This window comes from Streptomyces sp. PH10-H1 (assembly GCF_030063355.1).
Taxonomy (GTDB): domain Bacteria; phylum Actinomycetota; class Actinomycetes; order Streptomycetales; family Streptomycetaceae; genus Actinacidiphila.
The window spans coordinates 40,456-62,959 of sequence record NZ_JASISZ010000053.1; the positions used below are offsets into that span (position 1 = coordinate 40,456).

The 22,504-nt window shown below is 71.0% G+C and carries 21 protein-coding genes and 1 pseudogene; 16 read left to right on the forward strand and 6 right to left on the reverse strand.

Annotated features, from left to right (window positions below; translation table 11 throughout):
* Positions 1-206 precede the first annotated feature (206 nt).
* Positions 207-923 carry a DUF6308 family protein gene (locus tag QMK24_RS27565; protein ID WP_283469494.1) on the reverse strand — a complete coding sequence of 239 codons (717 nt, stop codon included), beginning with the start codon at positions 921-923 and terminating at the stop codon, positions 207-209.
* A 20-nt stretch (positions 924-943) separates the two neighbouring features.
* Between QMK24_RS27565 and QMK24_RS27570 the strand changes: the two genes are divergently transcribed.
* Positions 944-1,384 (forward strand): hypothetical protein, encoded by a 441-nt coding sequence (locus QMK24_RS27570; RefSeq protein WP_283469495.1) that lies wholly within the window; start codon positions 944-946, stop codon positions 1,382-1,384.
* Positions 1,385-1,581: 197 nt separating this feature from the next.
* Here QMK24_RS27570 and QMK24_RS27575 read toward each other — a convergent pair whose 3' ends face one another.
* Positions 1,582-1,779 (reverse strand): hypothetical protein, encoded by a 198-nt coding sequence (locus QMK24_RS27575; protein ID WP_283469496.1) that lies wholly within the window; start codon positions 1,777-1,779, stop codon positions 1,582-1,584.
* A 113-nt stretch (positions 1,780-1,892) separates the two neighbouring features.
* Between QMK24_RS27575 and QMK24_RS27580 the strand changes: the two genes are divergently transcribed.
* On the forward strand, positions 1,893-3,056 hold the full coding sequence (locus QMK24_RS27580) for a multicopper oxidase domain-containing protein (protein ID WP_283469497.1): 1,164 nt from the start codon (positions 1,893-1,895) through the stop codon (positions 3,054-3,056).
* Positions 3,057-3,092: 36 nt separating this feature from the next.
* Here QMK24_RS27580 and QMK24_RS27585 read toward each other — a convergent pair whose 3' ends face one another.
* Positions 3,093-4,721 (reverse strand): FAD-dependent oxidoreductase, encoded by a 1,629-nt coding sequence (locus QMK24_RS27585; protein ID WP_283469498.1) that lies wholly within the window; start codon positions 4,719-4,721, stop codon positions 3,093-3,095.
* Positions 4,722-4,886: 165 nt separating this feature from the next.
* Between QMK24_RS27585 and QMK24_RS27590 the strand changes: the two genes are divergently transcribed.
* From QMK24_RS27590 to QMK24_RS27635, 10 genes are all read left to right on the forward strand, one after another.
* Positions 4,887-6,035 carry a SchA/CurD-like domain-containing protein gene (locus QMK24_RS27590; protein ID WP_283469499.1) on the forward strand — a complete coding sequence of 383 codons (1,149 nt, stop codon included), beginning with the start codon at positions 4,887-4,889 and terminating at the stop codon, positions 6,033-6,035.
* A 52-nt stretch (positions 6,036-6,087) separates the two neighbouring features.
* Entirely contained in the window at positions 6,088-6,543 is a 456-nt protein-coding gene (locus QMK24_RS27595) for a cupin domain-containing protein (RefSeq protein WP_283469500.1), read from the forward strand.
* Positions 6,540-7,808, forward strand: coding sequence for a beta-ketoacyl-[acyl-carrier-protein] synthase family protein (locus QMK24_RS27600; protein WP_283469501.1), 1,269 nt, complete (start codon positions 6,540-6,542; stop codon positions 7,806-7,808). Before QMK24_RS27595 ends, QMK24_RS27600 begins: the two co-directional genes overlap by 4 nt.
* The gene (locus QMK24_RS27605; protein ID WP_283469502.1) at positions 7,805-9,046 is read left to right on the forward strand and encodes a beta-ketoacyl synthase N-terminal-like domain-containing protein; all 1,242 of its coding nucleotides are present in this window, start codon (positions 7,805-7,807) and stop codon (positions 9,044-9,046) included. Before QMK24_RS27600 ends, QMK24_RS27605 begins: the two co-directional genes overlap by 4 nt.
* Positions 9,047-9,125: 79 nt before the next feature.
* Positions 9,126-9,383 carry an acyl carrier protein gene (locus QMK24_RS27610; RefSeq protein WP_283469503.1) on the forward strand — a complete coding sequence of 86 codons (258 nt, stop codon included), beginning with the start codon at positions 9,126-9,128 and terminating at the stop codon, positions 9,381-9,383.
* Position 9,384: 1 nt separating this feature from the next.
* Positions 9,385-9,870, forward strand: coding sequence for an SRPBCC family protein (locus QMK24_RS27615; protein ID WP_283469504.1), 486 nt, complete (start codon positions 9,385-9,387; stop codon positions 9,868-9,870).
* Between the two features lie 48 nt (positions 9,871-9,918).
* Entirely contained in the window at positions 9,919-10,251 is a 333-nt protein-coding gene (locus tag QMK24_RS27620; protein ID WP_283469505.1) for a TcmI family type II polyketide cyclase, read from the forward strand.
* A 55-nt stretch (positions 10,252-10,306) separates the two neighbouring features.
* A complete protein-coding gene (gene accD / locus QMK24_RS27625) occupies positions 10,307-12,016 on the forward strand; it encodes an acetyl-CoA carboxylase, carboxyltransferase subunit beta (protein ID WP_283469506.1) in 1,710 nt (569 codons plus the stop codon).
* Positions 12,013-12,621: an acetyl-CoA carboxylase biotin carboxyl carrier protein gene (locus tag QMK24_RS27630; RefSeq protein WP_283469507.1), complete on the forward strand. Its 609-nt coding sequence runs from the start codon at positions 12,013-12,015 to the stop codon at positions 12,619-12,621. The genes accD and QMK24_RS27630 overlap by 4 nt, the downstream gene beginning before the upstream one ends.
* Before the next feature lie 41 nt (positions 12,622-12,662).
* Positions 12,663-14,099 carry an acetyl-CoA carboxylase biotin carboxylase subunit gene (locus tag QMK24_RS27635; RefSeq protein WP_283469508.1) on the forward strand — a complete coding sequence of 479 codons (1,437 nt, stop codon included), beginning with the start codon at positions 12,663-12,665 and terminating at the stop codon, positions 14,097-14,099.
* Positions 14,100-14,181: 82 nt separating this feature from the next.
* Here the strand turns inward: QMK24_RS27635 and QMK24_RS27640 are convergent, their stop codons facing one another.
* The 3 genes from QMK24_RS27640 to QMK24_RS27650 all read right to left on the reverse strand — a co-directional run bounded on the left by QMK24_RS27640 (position 14,182) and on the right by QMK24_RS27650 (position 17,490).
* A complete protein-coding gene (locus QMK24_RS27640) occupies positions 14,182-15,228 on the reverse strand; it encodes a methyltransferase (RefSeq protein WP_283469509.1) in 1,047 nt (348 codons plus the stop codon).
* A gap of 47 nt (positions 15,229-15,275) precedes the next feature.
* The gene (locus tag QMK24_RS27645) at positions 15,276-16,394 is read right to left on the reverse strand and encodes a right-handed parallel beta-helix repeat-containing protein (RefSeq protein ID WP_283469510.1); all 1,119 of its coding nucleotides are present in this window, start codon (positions 16,392-16,394) and stop codon (positions 15,276-15,278) included.
* A 283-nt stretch (positions 16,395-16,677) separates the two neighbouring features.
* Positions 16,678-17,490, reverse strand: coding sequence for an MBL fold metallo-hydrolase (locus tag QMK24_RS27650; RefSeq protein ID WP_283469511.1), 813 nt, complete (start codon positions 17,488-17,490; stop codon positions 16,678-16,680).
* A gap of 68 nt (positions 17,491-17,558) precedes the next feature.
* On the opposite strand from QMK24_RS27650, the gene QMK24_RS27655 reads away from it, so the two are divergent.
* From QMK24_RS27655 to QMK24_RS27670, 4 genes and pseudogenes are all read left to right on the forward strand, one after another.
* Entirely contained in the window at positions 17,559-18,161 is a 603-nt protein-coding gene (locus QMK24_RS27655) for a TetR/AcrR family transcriptional regulator (RefSeq protein WP_283469512.1), read from the forward strand.
* Between the two features lie 163 nt (positions 18,162-18,324).
* Positions 18,325-18,567 (forward strand): annotated as a pseudogene (locus QMK24_RS27660) (hypothetical protein); the annotation flags it as partial.
* A 327-nt stretch (positions 18,568-18,894) separates the two neighbouring features.
* Positions 18,895-21,723: an ATP-binding protein gene (locus tag QMK24_RS27665; protein ID WP_283469513.1), complete on the forward strand. Its 2,829-nt coding sequence runs from the start codon at positions 18,895-18,897 to the stop codon at positions 21,721-21,723.
* Positions 21,724-22,181: 458 nt separating this feature from the next.
* Positions 22,182-22,388, forward strand: coding sequence for a hypothetical protein (locus QMK24_RS27670; protein WP_283469514.1), 207 nt, complete (start codon positions 22,182-22,184; stop codon positions 22,386-22,388).
* Positions 22,389-22,504: the final 116 nt, after the last annotated feature.

Sequence of the window (22,504 nt, forward strand, 5' to 3'; positions counted from 1 at the left end):
CCAGGCGCCCAATCGCCCCAGCAGTTCCTCCCGTCCGCGGAAGGGAACCACCTGCCGACGCGCCTGCAGCAGCGCCGCCGGGGACTGCGCGGGCGGGGCCGGGGCCAGGAAGTCTTGGGAACGGCAGGCGGGCCATCGCGGTCTCCGGCGAACTGGATCCGACGGTGGCCTGAGGATGACGGCGCCTCCTCCGGCGAGCAGTCGGCTCAGATGTCGAGAGAACGGGCGCGGCAGTTCGGGTGTTCGCCGCGGTGCTGCATCCACAGGACCACGTCGCATACCCGCAGAGCGCTGACCGTCTCGGGTAACCCCGCGGCTTGCCGCAGGGTGAGGAGTTCGCGATGCAACCGGGCGTCGTCGTCGCGCAAGGCGGCGTGCAGTGCAAGCCAGAAGCCACGGGGCCTCCCCAGGGTGCAGCGTACGACGGTGTCGTAGACCGGTAGCAGCCGAGGACGTTTGCGGGCGAGGATCTTCCCAGCTTTCACCCATGCGATCCCTCGCTGTTTGCCGAGGAGGTGCCAGGCCAGGTCTGCCGGCGAGCGCGCACGCAGATGGGCCGCGTCTGCTTCGGCCATGTCCATGTCGATGGGAATGGAGCGGAGCAGGGCAGACATCTGGCTGCCGAGGTGGCCTTCGAGGATGTCGAGCACGAATTGCTCCGGGATGCGAACGGACAGGGTCTGGACGGCGATCAGGTCCTCCGCCGTGACGGTGTCGGCGATCTCTGGTCGATCACCTCCGCCTGCCAGGTGTTCAAATCGGCTACCGGTGAACGGCAGGTCGCCTGGGGGCCGGCTGATGCCGAAATAGCGTTGCAGATCGGTGCGGGCCCGGGGGCGGCTATCAGGGCGCGCAGGCGTTCCACGAGCGGCTGAGCCCGGCCAGCACCACGGATCCCGGCAACGGCTCCGCCGCGCAGGCACTCGGCACGCCGTCCCGGACTGTGGGGACCAAGCTCGTCGGCATCGTGGAGATCACGCCGATGACCGTGGTCTACGCCAAGGAAAGCGACGGGCAGACATCGCGGTACGGCACATTCGTCGTCATCACGACGCAGGACAAGTGGCTCTCCGCGAACGCCGCCAACGAGGAACCGACCGACGGAGCGGCCGGCGGCTGGCAGTGGATCGCCCCGAACGGGGAGACCGTCTCCGAAGGTAAGGGCAATGCCTTCAAGGTCAGCGTCACCGGGTACAACGGCCTGGGCAGGATTGAGCCGGGAGCCCAGCAGAAGCGTGCCGAGATCTTCGACCTCACCGCGGCGCAGGCCAAGGGCGGCACACTCGTCTACACCGACGCCACCAAGTCCTCGTACCGCTGGAAGATCCCGGCGAGCGACGCCGGGCCCGACATCGCGGACGTCAGGCGACACCTGAACCCCTGACCACTGACTTGGTTCCCGCCTGCTCCCGGCAGCACGCTGTTGGTGGAGCATCCGCTCGGTGCCCGCGGCCGGCAGGACCGGGACCTTCACCACGTCCAGCAGGGCGAGGAGCGCGGGCCGGCGGGGAACACCGGCGAGCCATGTCTCGTGGCCGTCGTCGGCCAGGAGCGCGGCGACCAGACCGCGCAGGGCGGTGTTCACCGGCCCCCCACCTCCGCGTGCGCTGTTGCGTCGAGCGTCCAGTCGGCTTCCGTACGCCGGCTGTCCCACCACCGTTCCAGCAGGACCCGGGCGTCGGCGGTCTCACTGTTGCGGCACACCGCGCGGCTGCCGTCGGGGTCGGTGACCCGCCGACCCGCCTTGAACTCCTGGGATGGCCGATGGCCGATGGACACGGCCGATCAGGCGACCCTTCCGGACGGCGGCCGGAAATCATCGGCAATGTCCGATTAGTATCCCGGCGGACGGGCCGGTCCCCGGCACGGACTCCCCCACGCGAGAGGACGTCATGCCCAACGACCCGACACGTGAAGTGAGCGACAGCGGACGCCGGACGCTGATCCGCACGCTGATGGGCGGCACCGCCCTCGCCGCGCTGACCGCCACGGCGCTGCCCGCGGCCGCGGCCGCAGCCGGCCCCCGGCCTCCGGCCGACAACGCCGGAGACCCGTTCGCCGTCGACGAGTTCCCGTCCAGCGGCCGGGTCCGCGAGTACTGGATCCAGGCCGACTCCTTCCAGCACAACACGGTGCCCAACGGCCGCGACGGCCTGACGGGCATGCGGTTCATGGCCGACCAGACCACCTACTGGGCGGTCGGCTTCCGCGCCTACACCCCCGGGTGGGGCCGTCCGCTGGACGCCGATCTCGGACCGCAGGGCATCGGCGCCAACAGCGGGATCCCGGGGCCGGTGATCCGTGCCGAGGTGGGCGATGTCATCCGGCTGCACTTCCGGAACAACGACGAGCACTACAAGCTGCCGCACAGCATGCATCCGCACGGCGTGCGCTACGACCGCGACAACGACGGTGCCTGGCGGGCGGACGACCCGGACCGGCCGGGCACGGCCGTGCCGTACGGGAGCAGCTACACCTACACGTGGACCTGCCGCCGGGGCTCGGTGGGCACCTGGCCGTACCACGACCACTCGATGCCCGGGAGCATCCCGAAGCCCGCACCGAAGGCCGCGCCGAAGTCCGCCCCGAAGGCTCGCAGCGGTGCGGCGGCGATGCCCGTCGGCGCGGTGATGGAGATCGGCGCGGAGCTGGGCCTGTTCGGCATCATCGCCATCACCGACGAGAACACACCGCCGGTGGACCAGGAGTTCGTGCTCTTCCTGCACGAGGCATACCCGACCGATGTCCCGTCACTGCGGAAATCCGACATGGTCAACGGCAGTGCGTACATCAACAACACCCCGACCTGCACGGCGAAGACCGGCGACCGGGTGCGCTGGCGGATCGCGGCGCTCGGCCGGGAGTTCCACGTCTTCCACATCCACGGGCACATCTGGCGCAGCCACCAGGGCTGGGTGGACTCGCAGATCCTCGGGCCGTCGACCGCACTGACCGTCGAATACACCGAGGACAATCCCGGGGACTGGCTCTACCACTGCCACCTCAGCGAGCACATGATGGGCGGCATGGTCGGGCGCTACCTGGTCACCACCTGAGCCGGGCCGGCGTCAGGTGGTGACCGTACGGCGCCGTCAGCCGCGGCAGAGCACGGTGTCCAGTACCTCCGTCAGCGTCCGCTCCGGGTCGGTGTCCGCGGTGCGTGCCCGCCACGCCACGAAGCCGTCGGGGCGGACCAGGACCGCTCCGTCCGCCTCCGCCCCGTGCAGCGCCGCCCAGTCCGCGGCGTCCTCGGGCGCCAGCAGGTCCTGCTCCGCGGGATCCACCTGGTGGCAGACGAGCGGGATGCCGGTCCGCGCGGCGATCCGCTCGCCGGCCGCGTGCCAGGCTCCGCCCGCCGGACCGCTGAGCAGCACCGGCCACTGCTCGTACAGGTCCAGTGTCGACACCCGGCGGCCGTCCTGGCGCAGCCACAGGTGCGGTGCCCGGCCGCCGGGCTCGGCGACGGGCCGGAACTCCTCCGGGACGGCCGGCCCGGACGGCTCGGCACCGACGACCGCGCCGGACTGGTAGCGGTAGCCCAGCACCATCGCGAGCATCCCGGGCTGCCGGCCGGTGCCCGGGCTCACGTCGTAGCCGGGGTGCCGGTGCTCCGCGGACCGCGCCGCGGCGCGCGCGCTGGTCGCCAGCGCCACCGGCCGCCGCTCGGCGTCGTACGTCTCCAGCAGGCCGGGGCCCGCCCAGCCGCGCAGCACCGCGGCGAGCTTCCAGGCCAGGTTGTGGGCGTCCTGGATCCCGGTGTTCGAGCCGAACGCCCCGGTCGGGGACATCTCGTGCGCGGAGTCGCCGGCCAGGAAGACCCGGCCGGCCCCGTAGCGTTCTGCCACCCGGTCGGCGGCATGCCAGGGCGCCTTTCCGGTGACCTCCAGCTCCAGGTCGGGTACGCCGGTCGCGGTGCGGATGAGCTCCGTGCACCGCTCGTCCGTGAAGTCCTCCAGGGTCTCCCCGCCATCGGGGCGCCAGGGCGCGTGGAACACCCACTGCTCCTGGTTGTCGACCGGCAGCAGGGCTCCGGGACTCTGCGGGTTCGTCAGGTAGCAGACGATGAAGCGGCGGTCGCCGACCGCGTCGGCCAGCCGCTTGGCGCGGAAGGTGATACTGACGTTGTGGAACAGGTCGCCCTGCCCGGTCCGGCCGATGCCCAGCTGCTCCCGGACCGGACTGCGCGGCCCGTCGGCGGCGACCAGATAGTCCGCCCTGACCGTCCGGCTCCCGCCCGTCGCGCGATTCCGCAGTTCGGCGGTTACGCCGTCGCCGTCCTGCTCGAATGAGACCAGTTCGGTTCCGAAGTGGATGTCGCCGCCGAGCTCCCGGGCGCTGCGCAGGAGGACCGGTTCCAGGTCGTTCTGGCTGCACAGGCACCACCCGGACGGGCTGAGCCGGGACAGCGCACCGCCCGGGTCGATCTTCCGGAACAGCCACTCCTGCTCCGCGCCGGTCAGTGTGTCAGCTTGCAGGATGCCGTGGTTCTCGGCCAGGACGGACGCCGCCTTGCGGATCGGGGACTCCACCCCGGCGGTGCGGAAGAGTTCCATCGTGCGGACGTTGTTGCCACGCCCGCGCGGATGCTCCGAGGTCCGTTCGTGCCGTTCCACCAGCAGGTGCTCGACGCCGAGGCGGCCGAGGAAGAGCGAGGTGGACAGCCCCACCAGGGAGCCGCCCACGATCAGGACGGGAACGTGATCGCCGGCTTTCGACGTCATGACTCTCCAGACATGTGCGTGTAGGTGCTGCGGTCGCCGACACGGGCTCGCGACGGTCGTTCCGCTGCGTCCACCTATTCCCGTGCACGACCGAGTTGAGCGGATCTTCACCCGCGTGACTCACGTATCTCGCACATTCCATCGCATTAAGTAACTATCGGGCATATGCGAACCTCAACCCTCACCGAACAGCAGGCCCCACACGCCAAGACCGGGGATTCCCGGCTCCGAGTCGTCCTGCTGCTGGACGTCCTCGACGGCAAGCAGCAGCACTTCCTCGACGCCTACGAGCAGATCCGCCACCAGGTGGCAGGAGTGCCGGGCCACGTCAGCGACCAGCTCTGCCAGTCGCTCGGGAACTCCTCGCAATGGCTCATCACCAGTGAGTGGGAGAGCTCCGAGCCCTTCCTGGACTGGGTGGAAAGCGCGGCCCACCGCGCGATGGTGGAGCCCCTGCACGGGTGCGTCCGCGATACGACATCACTGAGATTCGTCATCGCCCGCGAGACGCCCGACCCCGCGGCCGCGGGAGAACAGCGGGTCCGTGCGGCCACCGAGGCCAGGCCGCGCGCCGCCGGTCTCGACCCGCTGCCCACCCCGCCGCTGTCCATCGGCGGAGTGGTGCGCCACGCGCTCACCTTCACCGTCAAGCCCGGCAGCGAACCGGAGGTGGCCAAGATCCTGGCCGGCTACCGTTCGCCACAGGCGCGCGTCGACGATGTCACCCGGCTGCGCCGCACCTCGCTCTTCATGCGCGGCAACCGGGTGGTCCGTGCCGTCGAAGTGACCGGCGACCTGGGCAACGCGCTGCGGCACGTCGCGATGCAGCCCGAGGTCAGGGCCGTCGAGGAGGCACTCAACCCATACCTCGAAGAGGCTCGTGACCTCGGCGACCCGTCGTCCGCCCGGGCCTTCTTCGCCCGCGCGGCGCTGCCCGCGGCGCACCACGCGGGCGGGTCGGGGCCGGACGACGACGCGACCCGCCGGGCGTTCCTCCACCCCGTCCAGCCCGGACGCGGCGCGGCCGCCGCTCAACTGCTCTCCCAGCTGGACGAGACCGCGGCCCAGGATCCGGCGCAGCCGCTCGTGGGCAGCACCGTGTTCCTGCGCGACGACGTCCTCGTCCGCGTGATCGATCTGCGGGGGCCCAGGCCATCGGCGCCCGGCCCCTACGGGCGCGCCGCGGCGGCCGAACTGAGCCAACTGCTCGACCTCGGCGAGGACGTGGACCTGACGACCGAAGCCGGCGTCGGGCGCTACCTCGCCGGCTGTGCGCTGGATCTCGTCACCGACCGCCGAGCCCAGGCCTCCTGAGCCCTGGAGCACCGACCCCCCTGTCCCCTGCCGCCACCTTGAGAGGGCGATCATGACCACTCAGCCAGACATCCGGATCGTGCACGTCGACGAAGCGCCGCCCAACCGCCGGCGCGGCGGGGACCTGCGCGCCATGCTCACCCCAGCCACGGTGGGTGCCACCAGCGGCTTCATGGGCCTGGCGATCATCCAGCCCGGCGAGCGGATCGGCGAGCACTACCACCCGTACTCCGAGGAGTTCGTCTTCGTCGTCAGCGGGTCCCTGGAGGTGGATCTGGACGGCGAGAGCCACCCGCTGCGCCCGGACCACGGCCTGCTGATCCCCCGTGATGTCCGGCACCGCTTCCGCAACGTGGGCAGCACTGAGGCACGGATGGTCTTCCACCTGGGACCGCTCGCGCCCCGCCCCGAACTCGGCCACGTGGACACCGAGGACACGGCGGACGCCGGTGCGGCGGCTCGGACCGGTGCCGCAGCACCCCCCGACCACACGGGGGCCAGGGCGTGATCCGGCGGGTGGCGGTCACCGGACTGGGCGTGGTCGCTCCCGGCGGCATCGGAGTGCGGGCCTTCTGGGATCTGCTCACCGCCGGGCGGACCGCGACCCGGGGCATCACGCTCTTCGACCCCACGGGATTCCGCTCGCGGATCGCGGCGGAGTGCGACTTCGACGCGATGGCCTGCGGCCTCGACCCCGTGCGGGCCGAACGCTCCGACCGCTACGTCCAGTTCGCGCTGGCAGCGGCCGGTGAGGCGGTCCGCGACTCGGGCCTCGACCTGCGGACGCAGGACACGTGGCGGGTCGGCGTCTCCCTCGGGTCGGCGGTCGGTGGAACCACCCGGCTGGAACACGACTACGTCGGGGTGAGCGGCTCGGGCGACCGGTGGGAAGTGGACCCCCGGCGTGCGGGCCCGCACCTGCACCGGGCGTTCTCGCCCAGTGCGCTGGCGTCCGAGGTCGCGGAGGACCTCGGCGCGAACGGTCCCGTGCAGACGGTCTCGACGGGCTGCACCTCCGGACTGGACGCGGTCGGCCACGCCTTCCACGCCATCGAGGAGGGCAAGGCCGACATCGTCGTCGCGGGAGCCGCCGACTCGCCGATCTCGCCGATCACCGTCGCCTGTTTCGACGCGATCAAGGCGACCTCGACGCGCAACGACGACCCCGCGCACGCCTCCCGTCCCTTCGACGCCGACCGGGACGGATTCGTGCTGGGCGAGGGCGCGGCCGTGCTGCTCCTGGAGGAACTGGAGCACGCCCGCAACCGCGGCGCCCGGATCTACTGCGAGATCCGCGGCTTCGCCACCTTCGGCAACGCGTACCACATGACCGGCCTCACCACCGAGGGCCGGGAGATGTCCGAGGCGATCGACCAGGCGCTGGCGCAGGCCCGGATCGACCCCACGGAGATCGACTACGTCAACGCGCACGGCTCCGGCACCAAGCAGAACGACCGGCACGAGACGGCGGCCGTGAAGCGCTCGCTGGGCGCGCACGCGTACGACGTGCCGATGAGTTCGATCAAGTCCATGGTCGGCCACTCCCTGGGTGCCATCGGGGCGATCGAGCTGGTCGCCTGCGCGCTGGCACTGGACAACGGCGTGGTCCCGCCCACCGCCAACTACGGCACCCCCGACCCGGAGTGCGACCTCGACTACGTGCCGCGGACCGCACGGTCCGTACCCCTGCGCACGGTGCTCTCGGTCGGCAGCGGCTTCGGCGGATTCCAGTCGGCGGTGGTGCTCTCACTTCCCGATGGGAGGACGGCATGAGTACGACCGAACCTGCCGCGACGGAACGGCGGACCGTGGTGACGGGTCTCGGCGTCGTGGCGCCGAACGGCGTCGGCACCGAAGCCTTCTGGAAGGCGGTGCAGCAGGGAGTGTCCGTCCTGGGACGGATCTCCCGCGAGGGCTGTGAACGGCTGCCGCTGCGCGTCGCGGGCGAGGTCCGCGAGTTCGACCCGGCGGGACTCATCGAGGGCCGCTACCTGGTGCAGACCGACCGCTTCACGCACTACGCGATGGCCGCGGCCGATCTCGCCCTCGGCGACGCGCGGTTGAAGGCCGACGCGGAGTCGCCCTTCGCGATCGGCGTCGTGACCGCCGCCGGTTCCGGCGGCGGCGAGTTCGGCCAGGGCGAGCTGCAGAACCTGTGGAGCCAGGGCCCGAACTTCGTGGGCCCGTACCAGTCCATCGCCTGGTTCTACGCCGCCAGCACCGGACAGATCTCCATCCGGGGCGGCTTCCAGGGACCGTGCGGGGTGCTCGCCAATGACGAGGCGGGCGGCCTGGACGTGTTCGCGCAGGCGAGCCGGGCCATCCGGCGCGGCACGGACGCGGTCGTGGCCGGCGCCACGGAGGCGCCGCTCGCCCCGTACTCGGTGGTCTGCCAGCTCGGCTACCCGGAACTCAGCGTCGCCGAGGACCCGCACCGGGCCTACCTGCCGTTCACCGAGGACGCCTGCGGGTTCTCGCCCGCCGAGGGCGGCGCGATGTTCGTGCTGGAGGAGGAGGGCGCGGCGCGGCGCCGGGGCGCCCGGGCCAGGGCCGTGGTCGCGGGACACTGCGCGACGTTCACCGGTACCGCGGGCTGGGAACGGTCCAGGGAGGGGCTCGCGCGGGCCATCCGCGGCGCCCTGGACGATGCCGGGTGCGCCGCCGAGGACATCGACGTGGTGTTCGCCGATGCCCTGGGCGTGCCCGAGGCCGACCAGGCCGAGGTACTGGCGATCGCCGACGCGCTCGGCCCGCACGCCGCGAACGTTCCGGTGACGGCGCCCAAGACCGGTTTCGGCCGGGCCTACTCCGCCGCCTCCGCGCTCGACGCCGCCGCGGCGGTGCTCGCCCTGGAGTACGGCGTGCTGCCCCCCACTCCCAACATCACCGAGATACGCCACGACCTCGATTTCGTCACCGGTCATCCGCGGCGTGCCGCGCTGCGCACGGCCCTGGTGCTCAGCCGCGGATTGATGGGCTGCAACTCAGCCCTGGTGCTGCGGCGCGCGTAGACCGGTGTGCGACCCCTGTCCCCCGAACCCGTTCCCCGAGTCCGTTCCCCGAACTCGTTCCCTGAAGGAGATGTATCCGATGAATGGTCCTGTCACCTTCGAAGAGCTCGCCACCCTGATGAAGGGCCGGGCGGGCCTGGCCGTCGACCCGCAGGAGATGGCGAGCCGGCCCGACACCCACTTCGATGTGTTCGGGCTCGACTCGCTCGGCCTGCTCGGCATCGTGTCCGAGTTGGAGAACCGGTACGGGCGGCAGATCAGCAACGAACCGGAGAGCTGCAAGACCCCGCAGGAGTTCCTCGACATCGTCAACTCGCAACTCACCGTAGGAGCCTGACATGGCCGGAAGCACCGACAACCAGATCGTCATCGCCGCCCCGCTGGACGTCACCTGGGAGGTGACCAACGACCTCGATCGCTGGCCCCGGATGTTCAGCGAGTACGCGTCCGTCGAGGTGCTGGAGCGCGCGGGCGACAAGGTCACCTTCCGGCTGACCATGCACCCGGATGAGAACGGCAAGGTCTGGAGCTGGGTCTCCGAGCGGGAGGCCGACCGGCCCTCGCTCACCGTGCGTGCCCGCCGGGTGGAGACCGGTCCCTTCGAGCACATGAACATCCGATGGGAGTACCGGGAGGTTCCCGGCGGGACGTTGATGCGCTGGATCCAGGACTTCGCGATGAAACCCACCGCGCCGGTCGACGACGCCGGGATGACCGACCACATCAACCGCAACTCGCGGATTCAGATGGAGCTCATCCGGGACAAGGTCGAGCAGCACGCCCGCGAGACCGGGCGCGGCGCCGAGGCATCCGTTCCGAGTTGAACGGCCCGCACCCCCACCACCCGTCACAGCAAGGAAGGGACACGAGAGATGCACCGCGCGCTGATCGTCGCTCGGATGAGGCCCGATGCCGCCCCTGACATCGCCGAGACCTTCGCGGACTCGGACCGCGGGGAACTGCCGCACCTGATCGGTGTGACCAGCCGGAGCCTGTTCCAGTTCGGCGACCTGTACCTCCACCTGATCGAGGCGGACCGGCCGCCCGGCCCCCAGGTCGCCAAGCTCAGCGGCCATCCGGAGTTCCGGGACATCAGCGAACGCCTCACCGCGTTCGTCCAGGCCTACGACCCCGCCACCTGGCGCGAACCCAAGGACGCGATGGCCCACGAGTTCTACCGCTGGGAGTCCAGCAGCGCCAAGTGACCGACCCGCCCGGGCCGTTCGCCCCCGGGCCTCGCCAGGCTGGAAGGACACCAACATGCTCGACGTCGAGAACGCCCAGCCCGGCGAGGCCCCCGCGTGGGTGCATTGCGGCGACTGCGTCGCGTTGATCTACACCAAACGCTTCAGCCGGGCCCTCCAGGTGTGTCCCGACTGCGGTTCGCACGCCAGGTTCACGGCCCAGCAGCGCCTGGACCACCTGCTCGACCCGGGCTCGGCGGAGCTGCTCCCGCATGTCGAGTGCGTGAGCGACCCGCTGGACTTCGTCGACACCCGTCCGTACCTGGAGCGGTTGCGGGATGCCAGGGCGGTGACCGGGATGCGCGAGGCGGTGCTCTGTGCCCGGGGGACGATCGAGGGCCGGCCGGTGGTGGTCGCGGCGATGGACTTCCGGTTCCTCGGCGGCAGTCTCGGCAGCGGAGTCGGCGCCCAGATCACCGAGGCGGCCAGGACCAGCCTGCGACTGCGGATCCCGCTGCTGCTCGTCACCGCCTCGGGCGGGGCACGCATGCAGGAGGGTGTGCTCTCGCTGATGCAGATGGCGAAGACCGCGCACGCGCTGGCCGAGCTGGACGAGGCCGGGATCCTGGTGCTGTCGCTGATCACCGACCCGACATACGGGGGCGTGGCCGCCTCGTTCGCCACCCTCGCCGATGTGATCATCGCCGAGCCCGGCGCACGGCTCGGCTTCGCCGGGCCCCGGGTGATCGAGCAGACAACCGGCGAGAGCCTTCCCGAGGGCTTCCAGACGGCGGAGTTCCTGCTCGCCCACGGGCTGATCGACGACGTGGTGCGCAGGGCCGCCCAGCGGTCGGCCATCGCCCAGTTGCTCAGCCTGCAGTCACCAACCCCCGCGGCGCCGGCCGCATCCGGCACCCCGCCGAGGGCCGGCCGCATCCTGCGCCGCGCCGAGGAACTGCCCCGGACGGACTCCTGGTCGGCCGTCCGGCTCGCCCGCCACCCCGACCGCCCGACCACCCTGGACTACGCCGTACACCTGCTGGACGGCTTTCACGAGCTGCACGGCGACCGGATCGCCGAGGACTGCGCCGCCGTGGTCGGCGGCCCCGGACGGCTGAGCGGACGACTCGTCATGCTGATCGGGCATCAGAAGGGCGGCAACGACCTGGCCGAGCGGCAGCGCCGGAAGTTCGGCATGCCGAGCCCGGGCGGATACCGCAAGGCTGCGCGGCTCATGCGGCTGGCAGCCAAGCTGGGCCTGCCCGTGGTGACGCTGATCGACACGCCCGGCGCCAACCCGGGTCCTGAGGCGGAGCGGAACGGCCAGGCGGTCGCCATCGCGGAGAACCTGAGACTGATGGCCCGGCTGCCGGTCCCGATCATCGCGGTGGTCACCGGCGAGGGCGGCAGCGGCGGCGCCCTGGCGCTGGCCGTCGCGGACCGGGTACTGGTCAGCGCCAACGGCGTCTACTCGGTCATCAGCCCCGAGGGCTGTGCGGCCATCCTGTGGAAGGACGTCAAGGCGGCGCCGGCCGCGGCTGCCGCACTACGTGTCGGCGCCCGGGATCTGCTCGGCCTCGGTATCGTCGACGGTGTCGTGCCCGAGCCGCCCGGTGGTGCGCATACGGACCCCGCCCAGGCAGCGGTCCTGCTGGGCGACGCCCTGGCCGCCGCCCTGGACGAGCTGGACGGATGGGAGCCGCAGCGGCTGCTCGAGGAACGCGGGAGCCGGTTCCACCGATTCGGCCTAGAGCACGACCCACGTGCGGAAAGAGGTGCACTATGACGACGGACCGCGACCAGTCGGAGCCGGGAGAGAACGGCGGCCGGACGGAGGACGGAGCGCGGGACGTACCGGGTCCCAACGCCGAATCGCCCGCTGGAGCGGTGCTCGACGCCGTGTTCCGCAGCGTGGCACAACTGGCCGGTACCACCCCGGATCCACCGCGGCGGATCCGGATGCAGGACGGCACGACGACCGTCGAGGTCGAGTGGCCGGATCCGGTACGGGCCCAGCCGGTGCCCGCGGGTGTCGCTGCGGTGCCTGCGGGCGCCGTGGAGGTGCCTGCCGGTGCCGCGGCGGTGAACGGCACGGAGACCGGCCAAGCGGTGGCCGAGCCGGCCGACGACCTCCGGTATCTGCGGGCCCCGATGGTGGGCACCTTCTACCACGCTGGGGCTCCGGACGCGCAGCCCTACGTCAAGGTCGGTGACGTGGTCCGGCCCGGCCAGGAGGTCGGGATCCTGGAGGCCATGAAGATGATGAGCACCCTGACCGCGGACGAGGGCGGCAGGGTCGTCGAGATGCTCGTGCCCAATGCGCAAGCGGTCCAGTTCGACCAGCAGTTGATCGCCCTGGCGCCGGTCGCCGCAGGGGCTGACGACGAGTAGGGCCGCCGGTCCCGGGGCCCCCGATCACCGAGGTGATGCTCATGTTCTCGAAGGTCCTTGTCGCCAACCGGGGAGAGATCGCCCTACGGGTCGCCCGCGCCTGCCGCGAACTCGGCATCCGTACGGTGGCGGTGTACTCGACGGCGGACCGTGACTCGGCCGTCGTCCGCTTCGCCGACGAGTCGGTGCACATCGGTCCGCCGCCCGTGAAGGGCAGTTACCTCAACATTCCCGCCATCATCGAGGCGACGCTGCAGACCGGCGCGCAGGCCATCCACCCGGGGTACGGGTTCCTGTCGGAGGACCCCGATTTCGCGGAGATCTGCGAGGCCAACGGCATCGTCTTCATCGGTCCGCCCGCGCAGGTGATGCACCAGCTCGGCGACAAGGCCGCGGCCCGGACCGCGATGGCACAGGCCGGACTGCCGGTGCTGCCCGGGAGCACCGCGGCGCTGGTGTCCGCCGCGGAGGCGAAGGCGCTGGCCCAGGAGGTCGGCTTCCCGGTGATCCTCAAGGCCGTCGCGGGCGGTGGCGGCCGGGGCATGGCGGTGGTGCGCTCCGCCGACGATGTGCGGCTCGCCTACAACGAGACGCGGGCCCACGCGCAGGCGGTGTTCGGCGACGACCGGCTCTATCTGGAGCGCTTCGTCGAGGACGCGCGCCATATCGAGGTCCAGGTGCTCTGCGACCAGCACGGCTCCGTCGTCCATCTGGGTGAGCGCGACTGCTCGGTGCAGCGCCGGCATCAGAAGCTCATCGAGGAGTCCCCGGCCTCCGGAGTGCCGCAGGAGCTGCGCGAGGCGATGTGCGCTGCTTCTGTGCGCGGTGCGTCTGCGGTCGGCTTCGTCGGGGCGGGCACGTTCGAGTTCGTGGTGACGCCGGACCACGAGTTCTACCTCATGGAGATCAACTGCCGTCTTCAGGTGGAACATCCGGTCACCGAGCTGGTCACCGGGATCGACATCGTCCAGGAGCAGATCACCATCGCCGCCGGGCTTCCGCTGTCGTTCGGGCAGAGCGATGTCGGTTTCCGCGGCGTAGCGCTCGAATGCCGCGTCAACGCCGAGGATCCGGCGCGCGAGTTCGCTCCCGCGCCGGGGCTGCTGACGGAGTTCGTGCCGCCGGGCGGCCCGTTCGTCCGGGTCGACACCCACGCCTATCCGGGTTGGGTGGTCGGGCCCGACTACGACTCCCTGCTGGCCAAGGCGGCGGTGTGGGCACCGGACCGCGCGCAGGCGCTGGCTCGGATGGACCGCGCGCTAAGCGAGTTCCGGGTGGACGGGCCCGGTGTACGGACCACCCTCGGCTTCCTGCGGCAGGCATTGGCGCACCCGCTCTTCCGTACGGCGCGGCACACCACCGGTTTCGTCGCCAGGATGTCGGCCGAGCAGGACCTGGCGGCGGACGGCAACACGGCCGCGGATGTCGAGAAGGCCCAGGAGACCGAGGGGAGCGGGGAAGCCGCCACCATCGGCTGATCCGCCCTCCGGTCGGGCGCAGGAAACCGCGCACCCGCCGGCACCTTCCCGGTGCCCGCGGGTGCGCGGTTTCCTGCGCCTGCTACACCGGCACGGTGCTGTGGAACGCGTGCAGATAGGAGTTGATCGGCTGGACGTCTCCGACGGCCAGACCGGCCTCCGTCATCAGGCTGACCAGGCTGTTCCTGGAGTGCTTGGCACCTCCGACGTTGAGGAGCAGCAGCAGGTCCATGGCCGTGGTGAACCGCATCGACGGGCTGTCGTCGACGAGGTTCTCGATGACCAGGACCCGGGCGCCCGGGTCGGCCGACCCGACGACGTTGCGCAGGGTCTTCCGGGTGCTGTCGTCGTCCCACTCCAGGATGTTCTTGATGATGTAGAGGTCGGCCCGGACCGGGATCGCGCTGCGGCAGTCGCCCGGGACGAGCCGCACGCGCGAGGCCAGCGTGCCGCCGTCACGCAGCCGCGGATCCGCGTTCGCCACCACCGTGGGGAGGTCGAGCAGGGTGCCCTGCAGCCTCGGGTGCTTCTCCAGCAGGCTGGCGAGCACGTGTCCCTGCCCGCCGCCGATGTCCACGACGCTCGACACTCCGGTCACGTCGACGAAGTCGGCGATGTCCTGGGCGGACTGCCTGCTGGAGGTCGTCATGGCCTTGTCGAACACCTGGGCCGAGTCGCCCGCGTCGGCGTGCAGGTAGTCGAAGAAGTCCTTGCCGTAGAGGTCGGAGAAGACGCTCTGGCCCGAGCGGACCGCCTCGTCGAGCCGCGGCCAGGCATCCCAGGTCCACGGCTCCGTGCACCACAGGGAGATGTACCGCAGGCTGTTCGGCGCGTCCTCGCGGAGCAGACGGGACATCTCGGTATGGACGAAGCGTCCGTCCTCGGTCTCGGCGAAGACCCCGTAGCAGGACAGCGCCCGCAGCAGCCGGCGCAGCGGCTGCTGCTCGGTGCCCAGCGCCGCTGCCAGTTCGTGGACGGTGGCGGGCGCGTCGCCCAGGGCGTCCGCGAGTCGCAGCCGGACCGCCGCGCGGACGGCCGCGGCGCAGGCGGCACCGAAGATGAGTTCGCGCAGCCGCATCGGAGCGGGGGGGCCGACGGGTGGTGTGTGGGAGGGTGCGGTGGTGGTCATGGGGCGCCTTTCTCCTGTGAGGCGGAGTGTCCGGATCGTGCGGTCGGTCAGCAGTGGCGGCCGGCCGGCTCGGAGATCCGGCAGGTGTTGCCGCTGAAGGTGTTGCCTGCCCCGCGGTCCCGGTCGGCCAGGTCGGCCGGCCCGTTGCCGACGGCCTCATTGCCGCGGATGGTGTTGTTAATGTCGGGGCCGCCCACGAAGCTGTGGAACAGCACGACACCGCCGGACATCGGCGAGGCGCCGACGTTGCCGTTGACCTGGTTGCGCGTCACCAGCGTGTCCTCCACACCGGTGAGGACGATGCCGATGCCCTGGAGGTACGGCAGCCGGGCATTCGGCGGACAGTAGGTGTTGTTCTCGTTCACCCGGTTGCCGCGCACGGTCAGGGCGCCACCTCGGGGACGCCCCTCATCGCCGATCACGAAGACTCCCGCGCAGTTTCCAGTGATGGAATTGAGTTCGACCGTGAGGTTCCTGGCGCGCCGCAGCACGGTACCGATCCGGTTCCCGGTGAGGTCGTTGCCCTTGATCACGGCGCCCTCGGTGTCGAGCGCCCCGCCCTCGGCGTAGGCGTCGTTCGCCAGGAAGATCCCTGCCTGCCCGTTGTGTCTGGCGTGGTTGCCCACCAGTCGGCCCCGGATGGATTTCTCCTGGCTGATGCCCTGCTCGCCGTTGTTCTCGACGAGGACGTCGCGGACGGTCATTCGATCGGTCTCGGAGCCCGAGACGCCGTTCTTCGCGAACCCGGAGACGGTGAGTGACTCGATGCGCACGCCGGCGACCCGGTGGCCCGCGGTGCCGAGGACACAGATGCCGTGACCCGGAGCGGCGCAGGAGCCGCCGGTGGGTTCGGAGCCGGCGGCGGCTCCCGCGGCGCCCGGGGTGCGGACCGCAGGAGCCGCCGGAGTGATCACCGTCGTGCTGCCCGCCCCCCGGATCGTCAGGTCCGGAACGGTGACCAGGACACTTCCGCGGTAAGTGCCGGGGAGCAGGAGGATCGTCTCGCCGGGACGCGCCCGGTCGACTGCCTGCTGGATCGACTCACCGGGGCGGACGATCTGCCGGCCGGCGGCCTGTACGGGCGGCGCGGCACCCAGTCCCAGCACGCTTGTCGTGACGAGGCAGGCGGCGATGCCCGCCAGGTGGCGAGCCCGTCGTGAGGGCATGAGTCCCAACTTTCTTTCCAGGATTCCGTCGAGGCAACGTCTCGCTCGGCAGCGGATCGGATCGACGCCGGTCGGCAGCCCCCGCGCCCGGCGCATTCGACCGCTGGGTGGGGTATGCCTCCACCCAATCGAAGCTATGGGCCCACACCACGGCCCGCCACCGGTGCTGGGCCGCCCGGGTCCTGACACTCCGACGAGGCGGTCTCCCGGTCCGCACGGTGAATCGTCCGCCGCTGCGGGAAGACAGTCGGCATGGATCCGATGCGCCCTCGACGCCCGCCGGTCAGACGGCGTACCGGGACAGTTCCCAGGGGTCGTGGGCGCTGAAGATGCTCACCTCGTCTCCGTGCAGCCGGGTGAGTTCGCGCAGTCGGGCGTGGTTGGCCATGCGCAGTGGCCGGTCCACCTCGGTGATCTGCTGCAGGATGTCCATGCCGGGGTGGCCGTGCGGCCGGTCGGGGTCGACCTCGCCGTGGAAGTAGTAGGCGTCGCCGCAGTGCAGCAGCCAGCGCTCGTCGTCCGCGACGGCGATCGCGCTGTGCCCCAGGGTGTGGCCGCCCAGCGGGATCAGGAAGATCTCGGCGTCCAAACCCTCCAGCGGGCGTACGGCGTCGAAGCCGAACCAGGGGTCACCCTGATGGCCCGGGTAGGTCACCCACAGCGGGCGGTGTGCCCAGTGGGCCGGACGGTAGCGGGCCCGGTCCTCCGGGTGGTGCCCGGGGGCGCCCATCGCGGCCCGGTGCTCGGCTTCGCGCAGATGCACCTTGGCCCAGGGGAAGTCGGGCAGGCCGCCGGCGTGGTCGAGGTCCAGGTGGCTCAGCACGATGTGCCGTACGTCCTCGGGCCGGAAGCCGAGCCCGGTCACCTGGTGCAGGGCGGTCTCCCGCAGGTCGAGCACCGGCTGGGCCCGACCGACGAACTCCGGGCTGAGAGTCTCCTGGGGGCGCGCCACATCCGGGGTGCCGAGCCCGGTCTCGACCAGGACCAGGCCGTCGTGGTCGGTCTCGACGAGCAGGCAGTGGCAGACGGCGGGCAGGGTTCCCGCGGCCGACTCGATCTCGCGCAGGGACCCGCAGTTGAGGTGGTGGATCTTCATGGCCCACTCCTTTGGATAACGAACGTTCGTAAGCTTTTAGCGAACGATCGGTAGGTTAAGCTGTTCCCATGAGCCCGCGCAAGTCCGTTGTGGAAACGGCCACCACCCGCACCAGGATCATCGAGCGCGCCCTCGCGGTGGCCTCCACAGAAGGGCTCGAAGGCCTCACCATCGGCCGCTTGGCCACTGATCTGGGGATGAGCAAAGCCGGCGTGATCGGCCACTTCGGCAGCAAGCAGGCGCTGCAACTCGCCACCCTGCAGGCCGCGGTCGAGAAGTTCCGCCTGCGGGTCCCCGCCCGGGTCGCCGGCGCCGATCCCGGACTGGAGCGCCTCACCCGCGCGTTCGGGGAATGGATCGACTACATGGCCGACGCCGAAGGGCACGGCGGATGTTTCCTGGCCTCGGTCGCCACCGAGTACGACAGGCGTCCGGGCCCGGTCCGCAACGCGGTGCTCACCGCCTCGATCAGCTGGTCGGACTACGTCGCCGCCGGGTTGAATGATGCCGTGCGGACGGGTGAGCTACCCGAGGGGACCGATGTCGGCCAACTCGCCTTCGAGCTGAACGGTGTGGCGCTGGCCACCGACCAGGCCATCCAGCTCCACCGCGACCCGGACGCACCCGCACGGGCCCGCCGGGCCATCGACCGCCTCCTGAACCAGCGCTGAGCGCGCCCGCGCGCGCCGGTTCCGGACACATCACAGAAGAAGCGGGGCGGCTCCAGGCCGCCCGGGACCGGGACGGCTGATCGCCGTGATTGCGGCAGCGGCCCGCTGTGCGCTCAGCCCATCGGCGGGACAGCATCGTCCGCACCCGCTCTACTACTGCAGCCGGCCCGCCTCCATCGACGCGCTGCAACCCGGAGACCTGCTCTTCTTTGAACTGGACAAGCGCACCGGCACGCGCCTCGACTACTTGGCCATCTACCTGGGCCTGGACACCGACGGGCACGCCCGCTTCATCTCCAGCCGAAAAGAGGCCAACGGTCCCACCCTCGGCGACCTCGGAGGAGACTCACGCCTGGACGGCGAAGGCTTCTACGCCAAGTGGCTGCGCAGCGCCAAACGGCTCTGACCCGGCCGGCGACGAATCGTACCGGCGGCAGCTCGACGTGCCGATGACGCGGATCCTGGCCCGGGGGAACCTCCGCATCGCCGCCGTCGCCGCCGTCCAGACAACGTGCAGGTCAAGTTGTCGTTTCCATCGGACGGCGAGGCGTTTGAAACCGGCGCGGTGGAGCAGAGGACTGCCTGATGACGTAGCGGAGCCTGCCCCGGTGCCCCCGGGCCCGCTACGGGCGACCAGTCCGTAATCGATCGGGGCCGGGGCGACAGCGTGCATGACGTGCTCGTCATCACGCCTGCTTCATGACACCCGGCCGCAGTAATGAGTGATGCGCATATGAAGATGGCCCCGTCAGGACTGTTCGGCCGCGACCGGGAGATCGCCGAGGTCGAGGCGATGCTGGCCGGAGCGGCTGAGAACGCCGGCAGCGTCGTGGTGATCAACGCCGGCGCGGGGATGGGCAAGACGGCTCTGCTCGACGCCGCGGTTCACCTGGCCCGGCGCAGCGGGTTCACCGTGCTCACGGCCCGAGGCAGCTCACCGGAACGGGATCTGCCCTTCGGGCTGGTGAGCAGATTGTTCGAGCCCGCACTGCCGGAACTCGTGGAAGCCGGTCTGGACACCGGCGCGGACTCCCTGTGCGGGGCTCTGGAACCGCCGGTCACCCTGCCCGCCGGCGAGACGCCGATGGCCGAGCTCCACGCCCTGAACCGGGCGCTGGCGTACCTGGCTTCGCGGGCTCCCGTGCTCGTGGCAGTGGACGACCTGCAGTCGCTGGACCGGCAGTCACTGCGCTGGCTCAGCACCCTGCCGCAGCGCATCGATCACGCGCGGATCGCGGTGATACTCACCCTCTGCCCCGGTGAGCCGTGCACGGATCCCGCCGTCCTCGACGAGCTGCTGGCCGTCAGCGCGGTCGAGCTCCACCCGGCGGATCTGAGCGTCCCGGCCACGTCGGGGGTGATCGAACGCACTCTCGCCGTCGCACCCGACAGAGCGTTCACGGCCGCGTTCATGCGCGAAGCGGGAGGCAACCCCCGGTTCGTGACGGAGCTGACCGCGGTGCTGAGGGACCAGGGGGTCAAACCCACCGCCGACGCGGCGGCGGTCTTCGGCGATGTCTCGGTATCCCGACTCGCCTCCGGGGTGCACGCACGCCTGCGCCGGATATCACCGCACGCTCTCGATGTCGCCAGAGCCGTCGCCGTCCTCGGGGACGAGGCGGACCTGGGCCGCGTCGCCGGGATCTGTGACGCCGAACCGTCGCTGGTCATGGAGGTCAGCACGGCGCTCGACCGGGCGGGACTGCTGCGCGTGGCGGATCGGTCCGTAACCTTCTCCCAGCCCCTGCTGCGCACCACGGTGATCCAGCACATACCGTTCGCGGACCTGCAGACCCTGCGCGTCAAGACGGCCCGGATCCTACGATCCACCGGAGCTCCCGGGAACCGGGTGGCAGAACAGCTCATGGCCACGCCGGCACGGGTATTGGATGAGCCGTGGGTCATCACCGTCCTGCGCGACGCCGCGGAGGCCGCGCTCGGCCGCGGCGAACCCGTCCTGGCCACCGCATATCTGAGCCGGGCCTTGAGCGAGCCGATGCCGGACGCGATGCGGACCGCGCTCCTGACGGAGCTGGGCCGGGCCGAGGGATACGTGGACGTCACGTCGGCGATCCGCCATCTGACCGAGGTGTCCGGTCATCCTGCCGAACCGGAAGGCCGGGCCGGCGTCGTACGGGAGCTGGCGGACCTGCTCGCCGTGACCGGGCGTCACCGGGCCGCCGTCGAACTCGTCGGCGCCAGGACGGATTCCCCCGCCGCCGACCAGGCGCTGTGCGCGGCGGAGCTCCAATTCGACAGTCGGGCAACCGCCGATGCGGCAGCGGAGCTCATGTCCCGGCTGCCCGGGAAGATACCCAAGGGCGGGGTGGACGAAGGCCGCTTCGTCAGTCTGCTCGCCATGAGAACCGCCTGGGCCGGCCGGTCCCGGGCCCGCGCTGTGGCCCTGGCCCAGCAGGCGTTGGCCGTCCTTCCCGTCACCCCGGACGCGGTGCGGCCCATCCTGCGCGGTGCGCTGGTACTGGCTCAGGCCGGCCGGACCGAGGACGCCTACGAACGCTGCCATGCCCTGGTGGGCCATGCCGGCCGGTGGCAGCACCTGCCGTACCTGGCCGCGGCACGGTCGCTGCGCGGCGCAGTGGCGCACCGGCTCGGCCGGATGCCCGCGGCGGCCGAGGACACCAGGATCGCGCTCGAGTTGCTCATACGCTGCGGGGCGCCACGCGACAAGGGCGCGGCGGTGGAGCTGTTGGCCCGGCTGGTGGAGATCCTGGTCGACCTGGGCGACCACGACCGGGCGACGGGTCTGGTCGAGCAGTCGGACCTGTGCGGTGAGGTGCCGGAGACCTGGGCCGGCACAGCCCTGTTGCTCGCACGCGGCCGCCTGCGGGTCGCCGCCGGACACCCGGCCGAGGGGCTCCGGGATCTGCTGACCGCGGGCAGCCGGCTCCCGTCCTGGAACGTGCACAATCCCGCAGTCGCACCGTGGCGCTCCAGTGCCGCGACGGCTCTGCTGATGCTGGGGGAGACGGCCGAGGCGCGCCGCCAGGCCGTGGACGCGGTCGAGGAGGCGCGCCGATGGGGCGCTCCCGGCCCATCGGGTGTCGCGCTGCGCGTGCTGGGGGTCGTCGTCGGCGGCTCCCAGGGGCTGGCCACGCTGGAGGAGTCGGTCTCCGTCCTGCAGCGGTCCACCGCCAAGCTCGACCTGGCGCGGTCCCTGACCGAGTACGGGTCGGCCCTCGGCCGGTCCAAGCTCCCGGTGCCCACCAGGCGAGCGCTCCGTGCCGCTCTCGAACTGGCGGAGGAGTGCGGCTGTGCGGACCTGGCGCAGCGGTCACGTATCGAACTGTCCGCCTCCGGCGGCCGCCAGCCCAAGTCCACCCGTATGGAGGGCGTCGCTTCCCTGACGGCCGCCGAACTGCGCACAGCGATGCTCGCCGCCGAAGGCAGAACCAACCGGCAGCTGGCCGAAATACTTCTGGTGCAACAGCGCACCGTCGAGATCCACCTCACCAAGGCGTACCGAAAGCTCGGCATCGAGGGACGCGACCAGCTTCCGGCCGTCCTGCAGGGCCACACGACGGGCCGCCCCGGCCCGAGGTGAGCCGGCGAGGCGGCAGGCCCGGCCGGCGGCCCCGCCGCCGAAGTGCCGCTCCGTCAATCCTGCACATCGCACACACAAGGACGCAACACGGCTTGACGGGACCGCAATACACAGGGCGCCCCTCAACCGTAAAGGCCGGTATGTCCCACCGGGATCAACAGCGGGACGCGCCCATGAGAATTGGCCGTTGAAATTATGTGAAGAAGTCGTCGCCATCCGGTGGACAATTCTGCCCGCCGGCATGTCGCGGTACCGAAACACTGACCGAAACGTTCCGGCGGGCGGAGTGGCCGGACAGCCCGCTGACGTGGTTCTCTCTTATTGCCAACGGGAGTTGCACAGACAGATTTCCGGATTCTCGGACATCGGACGACCGTTGAACCGGCCGGAGCGGCTTGCCGCCGAATCGGCCGATACCATTCAGGAACACCCAAAAACAATGATGGGAATCGCAATTCATGCGTAATGACTTCACGCCCCAGGTCGAGACCCGCGAGATTTCCGACAACGACCTGGACAACGTCTCCGGCGGTGTCGGTGTCGGTTTCTCCGGCGGTGTCGGCGTCAACGGCCTCGAGGGCCTCGTGGGTACCGCCACCTCGGCTCTGCCCATCGGGGCGGTCACCGGTCTCGTTCCGGCGGTCACCGGTATTGCCGGTCTCTGACGGCAACGCTCACCACGAGGCGTCATAGCCTCCAGCATGACTCGACCTACGGGTGCGGCTGAATCCCGGTAGGTTCGGCCGTGGGCCCCGGACACCCCCGTTCCGGGGTCCACGGA

Coding starts and splice junctions, on each gene's coding strand:
- QMK24_RS27580 (WP_283469497.1), top strand. CDS start 1,893: ATGCCCAACGACCCGACACGTGAAGTGAGCGACAGCGGACGCCGGACG.
- QMK24_RS27585 (WP_283469498.1), bottom strand. CDS start 4,721: ATGACGTCGAAAGCCGGCGATCACGTTCCCGTCCTGATCGTGGGCGGC.
- QMK24_RS27590 (WP_283469499.1), top strand. CDS start 4,887: ATGCGAACCTCAACCCTCACCGAACAGCAGGCCCCACACGCCAAGACC.
- QMK24_RS27595 (WP_283469500.1), top strand. CDS start 6,088: ATGACCACTCAGCCAGACATCCGGATCGTGCACGTCGACGAAGCGCCG.
- QMK24_RS27605 (WP_283469502.1), top strand. CDS start 7,805: ATGAGTACGACCGAACCTGCCGCGACGGAACGGCGGACCGTGGTGACG.
- QMK24_RS27610 (WP_283469503.1), top strand. CDS start 9,126: ATGAATGGTCCTGTCACCTTCGAAGAGCTCGCCACCCTGATGAAGGGC.
- QMK24_RS27615 (WP_283469504.1), top strand. CDS start 9,385: ATGGCCGGAAGCACCGACAACCAGATCGTCATCGCCGCCCCGCTGGAC.
- QMK24_RS27620 (WP_283469505.1), top strand. CDS start 9,919: ATGCACCGCGCGCTGATCGTCGCTCGGATGAGGCCCGATGCCGCCCCT.
- accD (WP_283469506.1), top strand. CDS start 10,307: ATGCTCGACGTCGAGAACGCCCAGCCCGGCGAGGCCCCCGCGTGGGTG.
- QMK24_RS27630 (WP_283469507.1), top strand. CDS start 12,013: ATGACGACGGACCGCGACCAGTCGGAGCCGGGAGAGAACGGCGGCCGG.
- QMK24_RS27635 (WP_283469508.1), top strand. CDS start 12,663: ATGTTCTCGAAGGTCCTTGTCGCCAACCGGGGAGAGATCGCCCTACGG.
- QMK24_RS27640 (WP_283469509.1), bottom strand. CDS start 15,228: ATGACCACCACCGCACCCTCCCACACACCACCCGTCGGCCCCCCCGCT.
- QMK24_RS27645 (WP_283469510.1), bottom strand. CDS start 16,394: ATGCCCTCACGACGGGCTCGCCACCTGGCGGGCATCGCCGCCTGCCTC.
- QMK24_RS27650 (WP_283469511.1), bottom strand. CDS start 17,490: ATGAAGATCCACCACCTCAACTGCGGGTCCCTGCGCGAGATCGAGTCG.
- QMK24_RS27655 (WP_283469512.1), top strand. CDS start 17,559: ATGAGCCCGCGCAAGTCCGTTGTGGAAACGGCCACCACCCGCACCAGG.
- QMK24_RS27665 (WP_283469513.1), top strand. CDS start 18,895: ATGAAGATGGCCCCGTCAGGACTGTTCGGCCGCGACCGGGAGATCGCC.
- QMK24_RS27670 (WP_283469514.1), top strand. CDS start 22,182: ATGCGTAATGACTTCACGCCCCAGGTCGAGACCCGCGAGATTTCCGAC.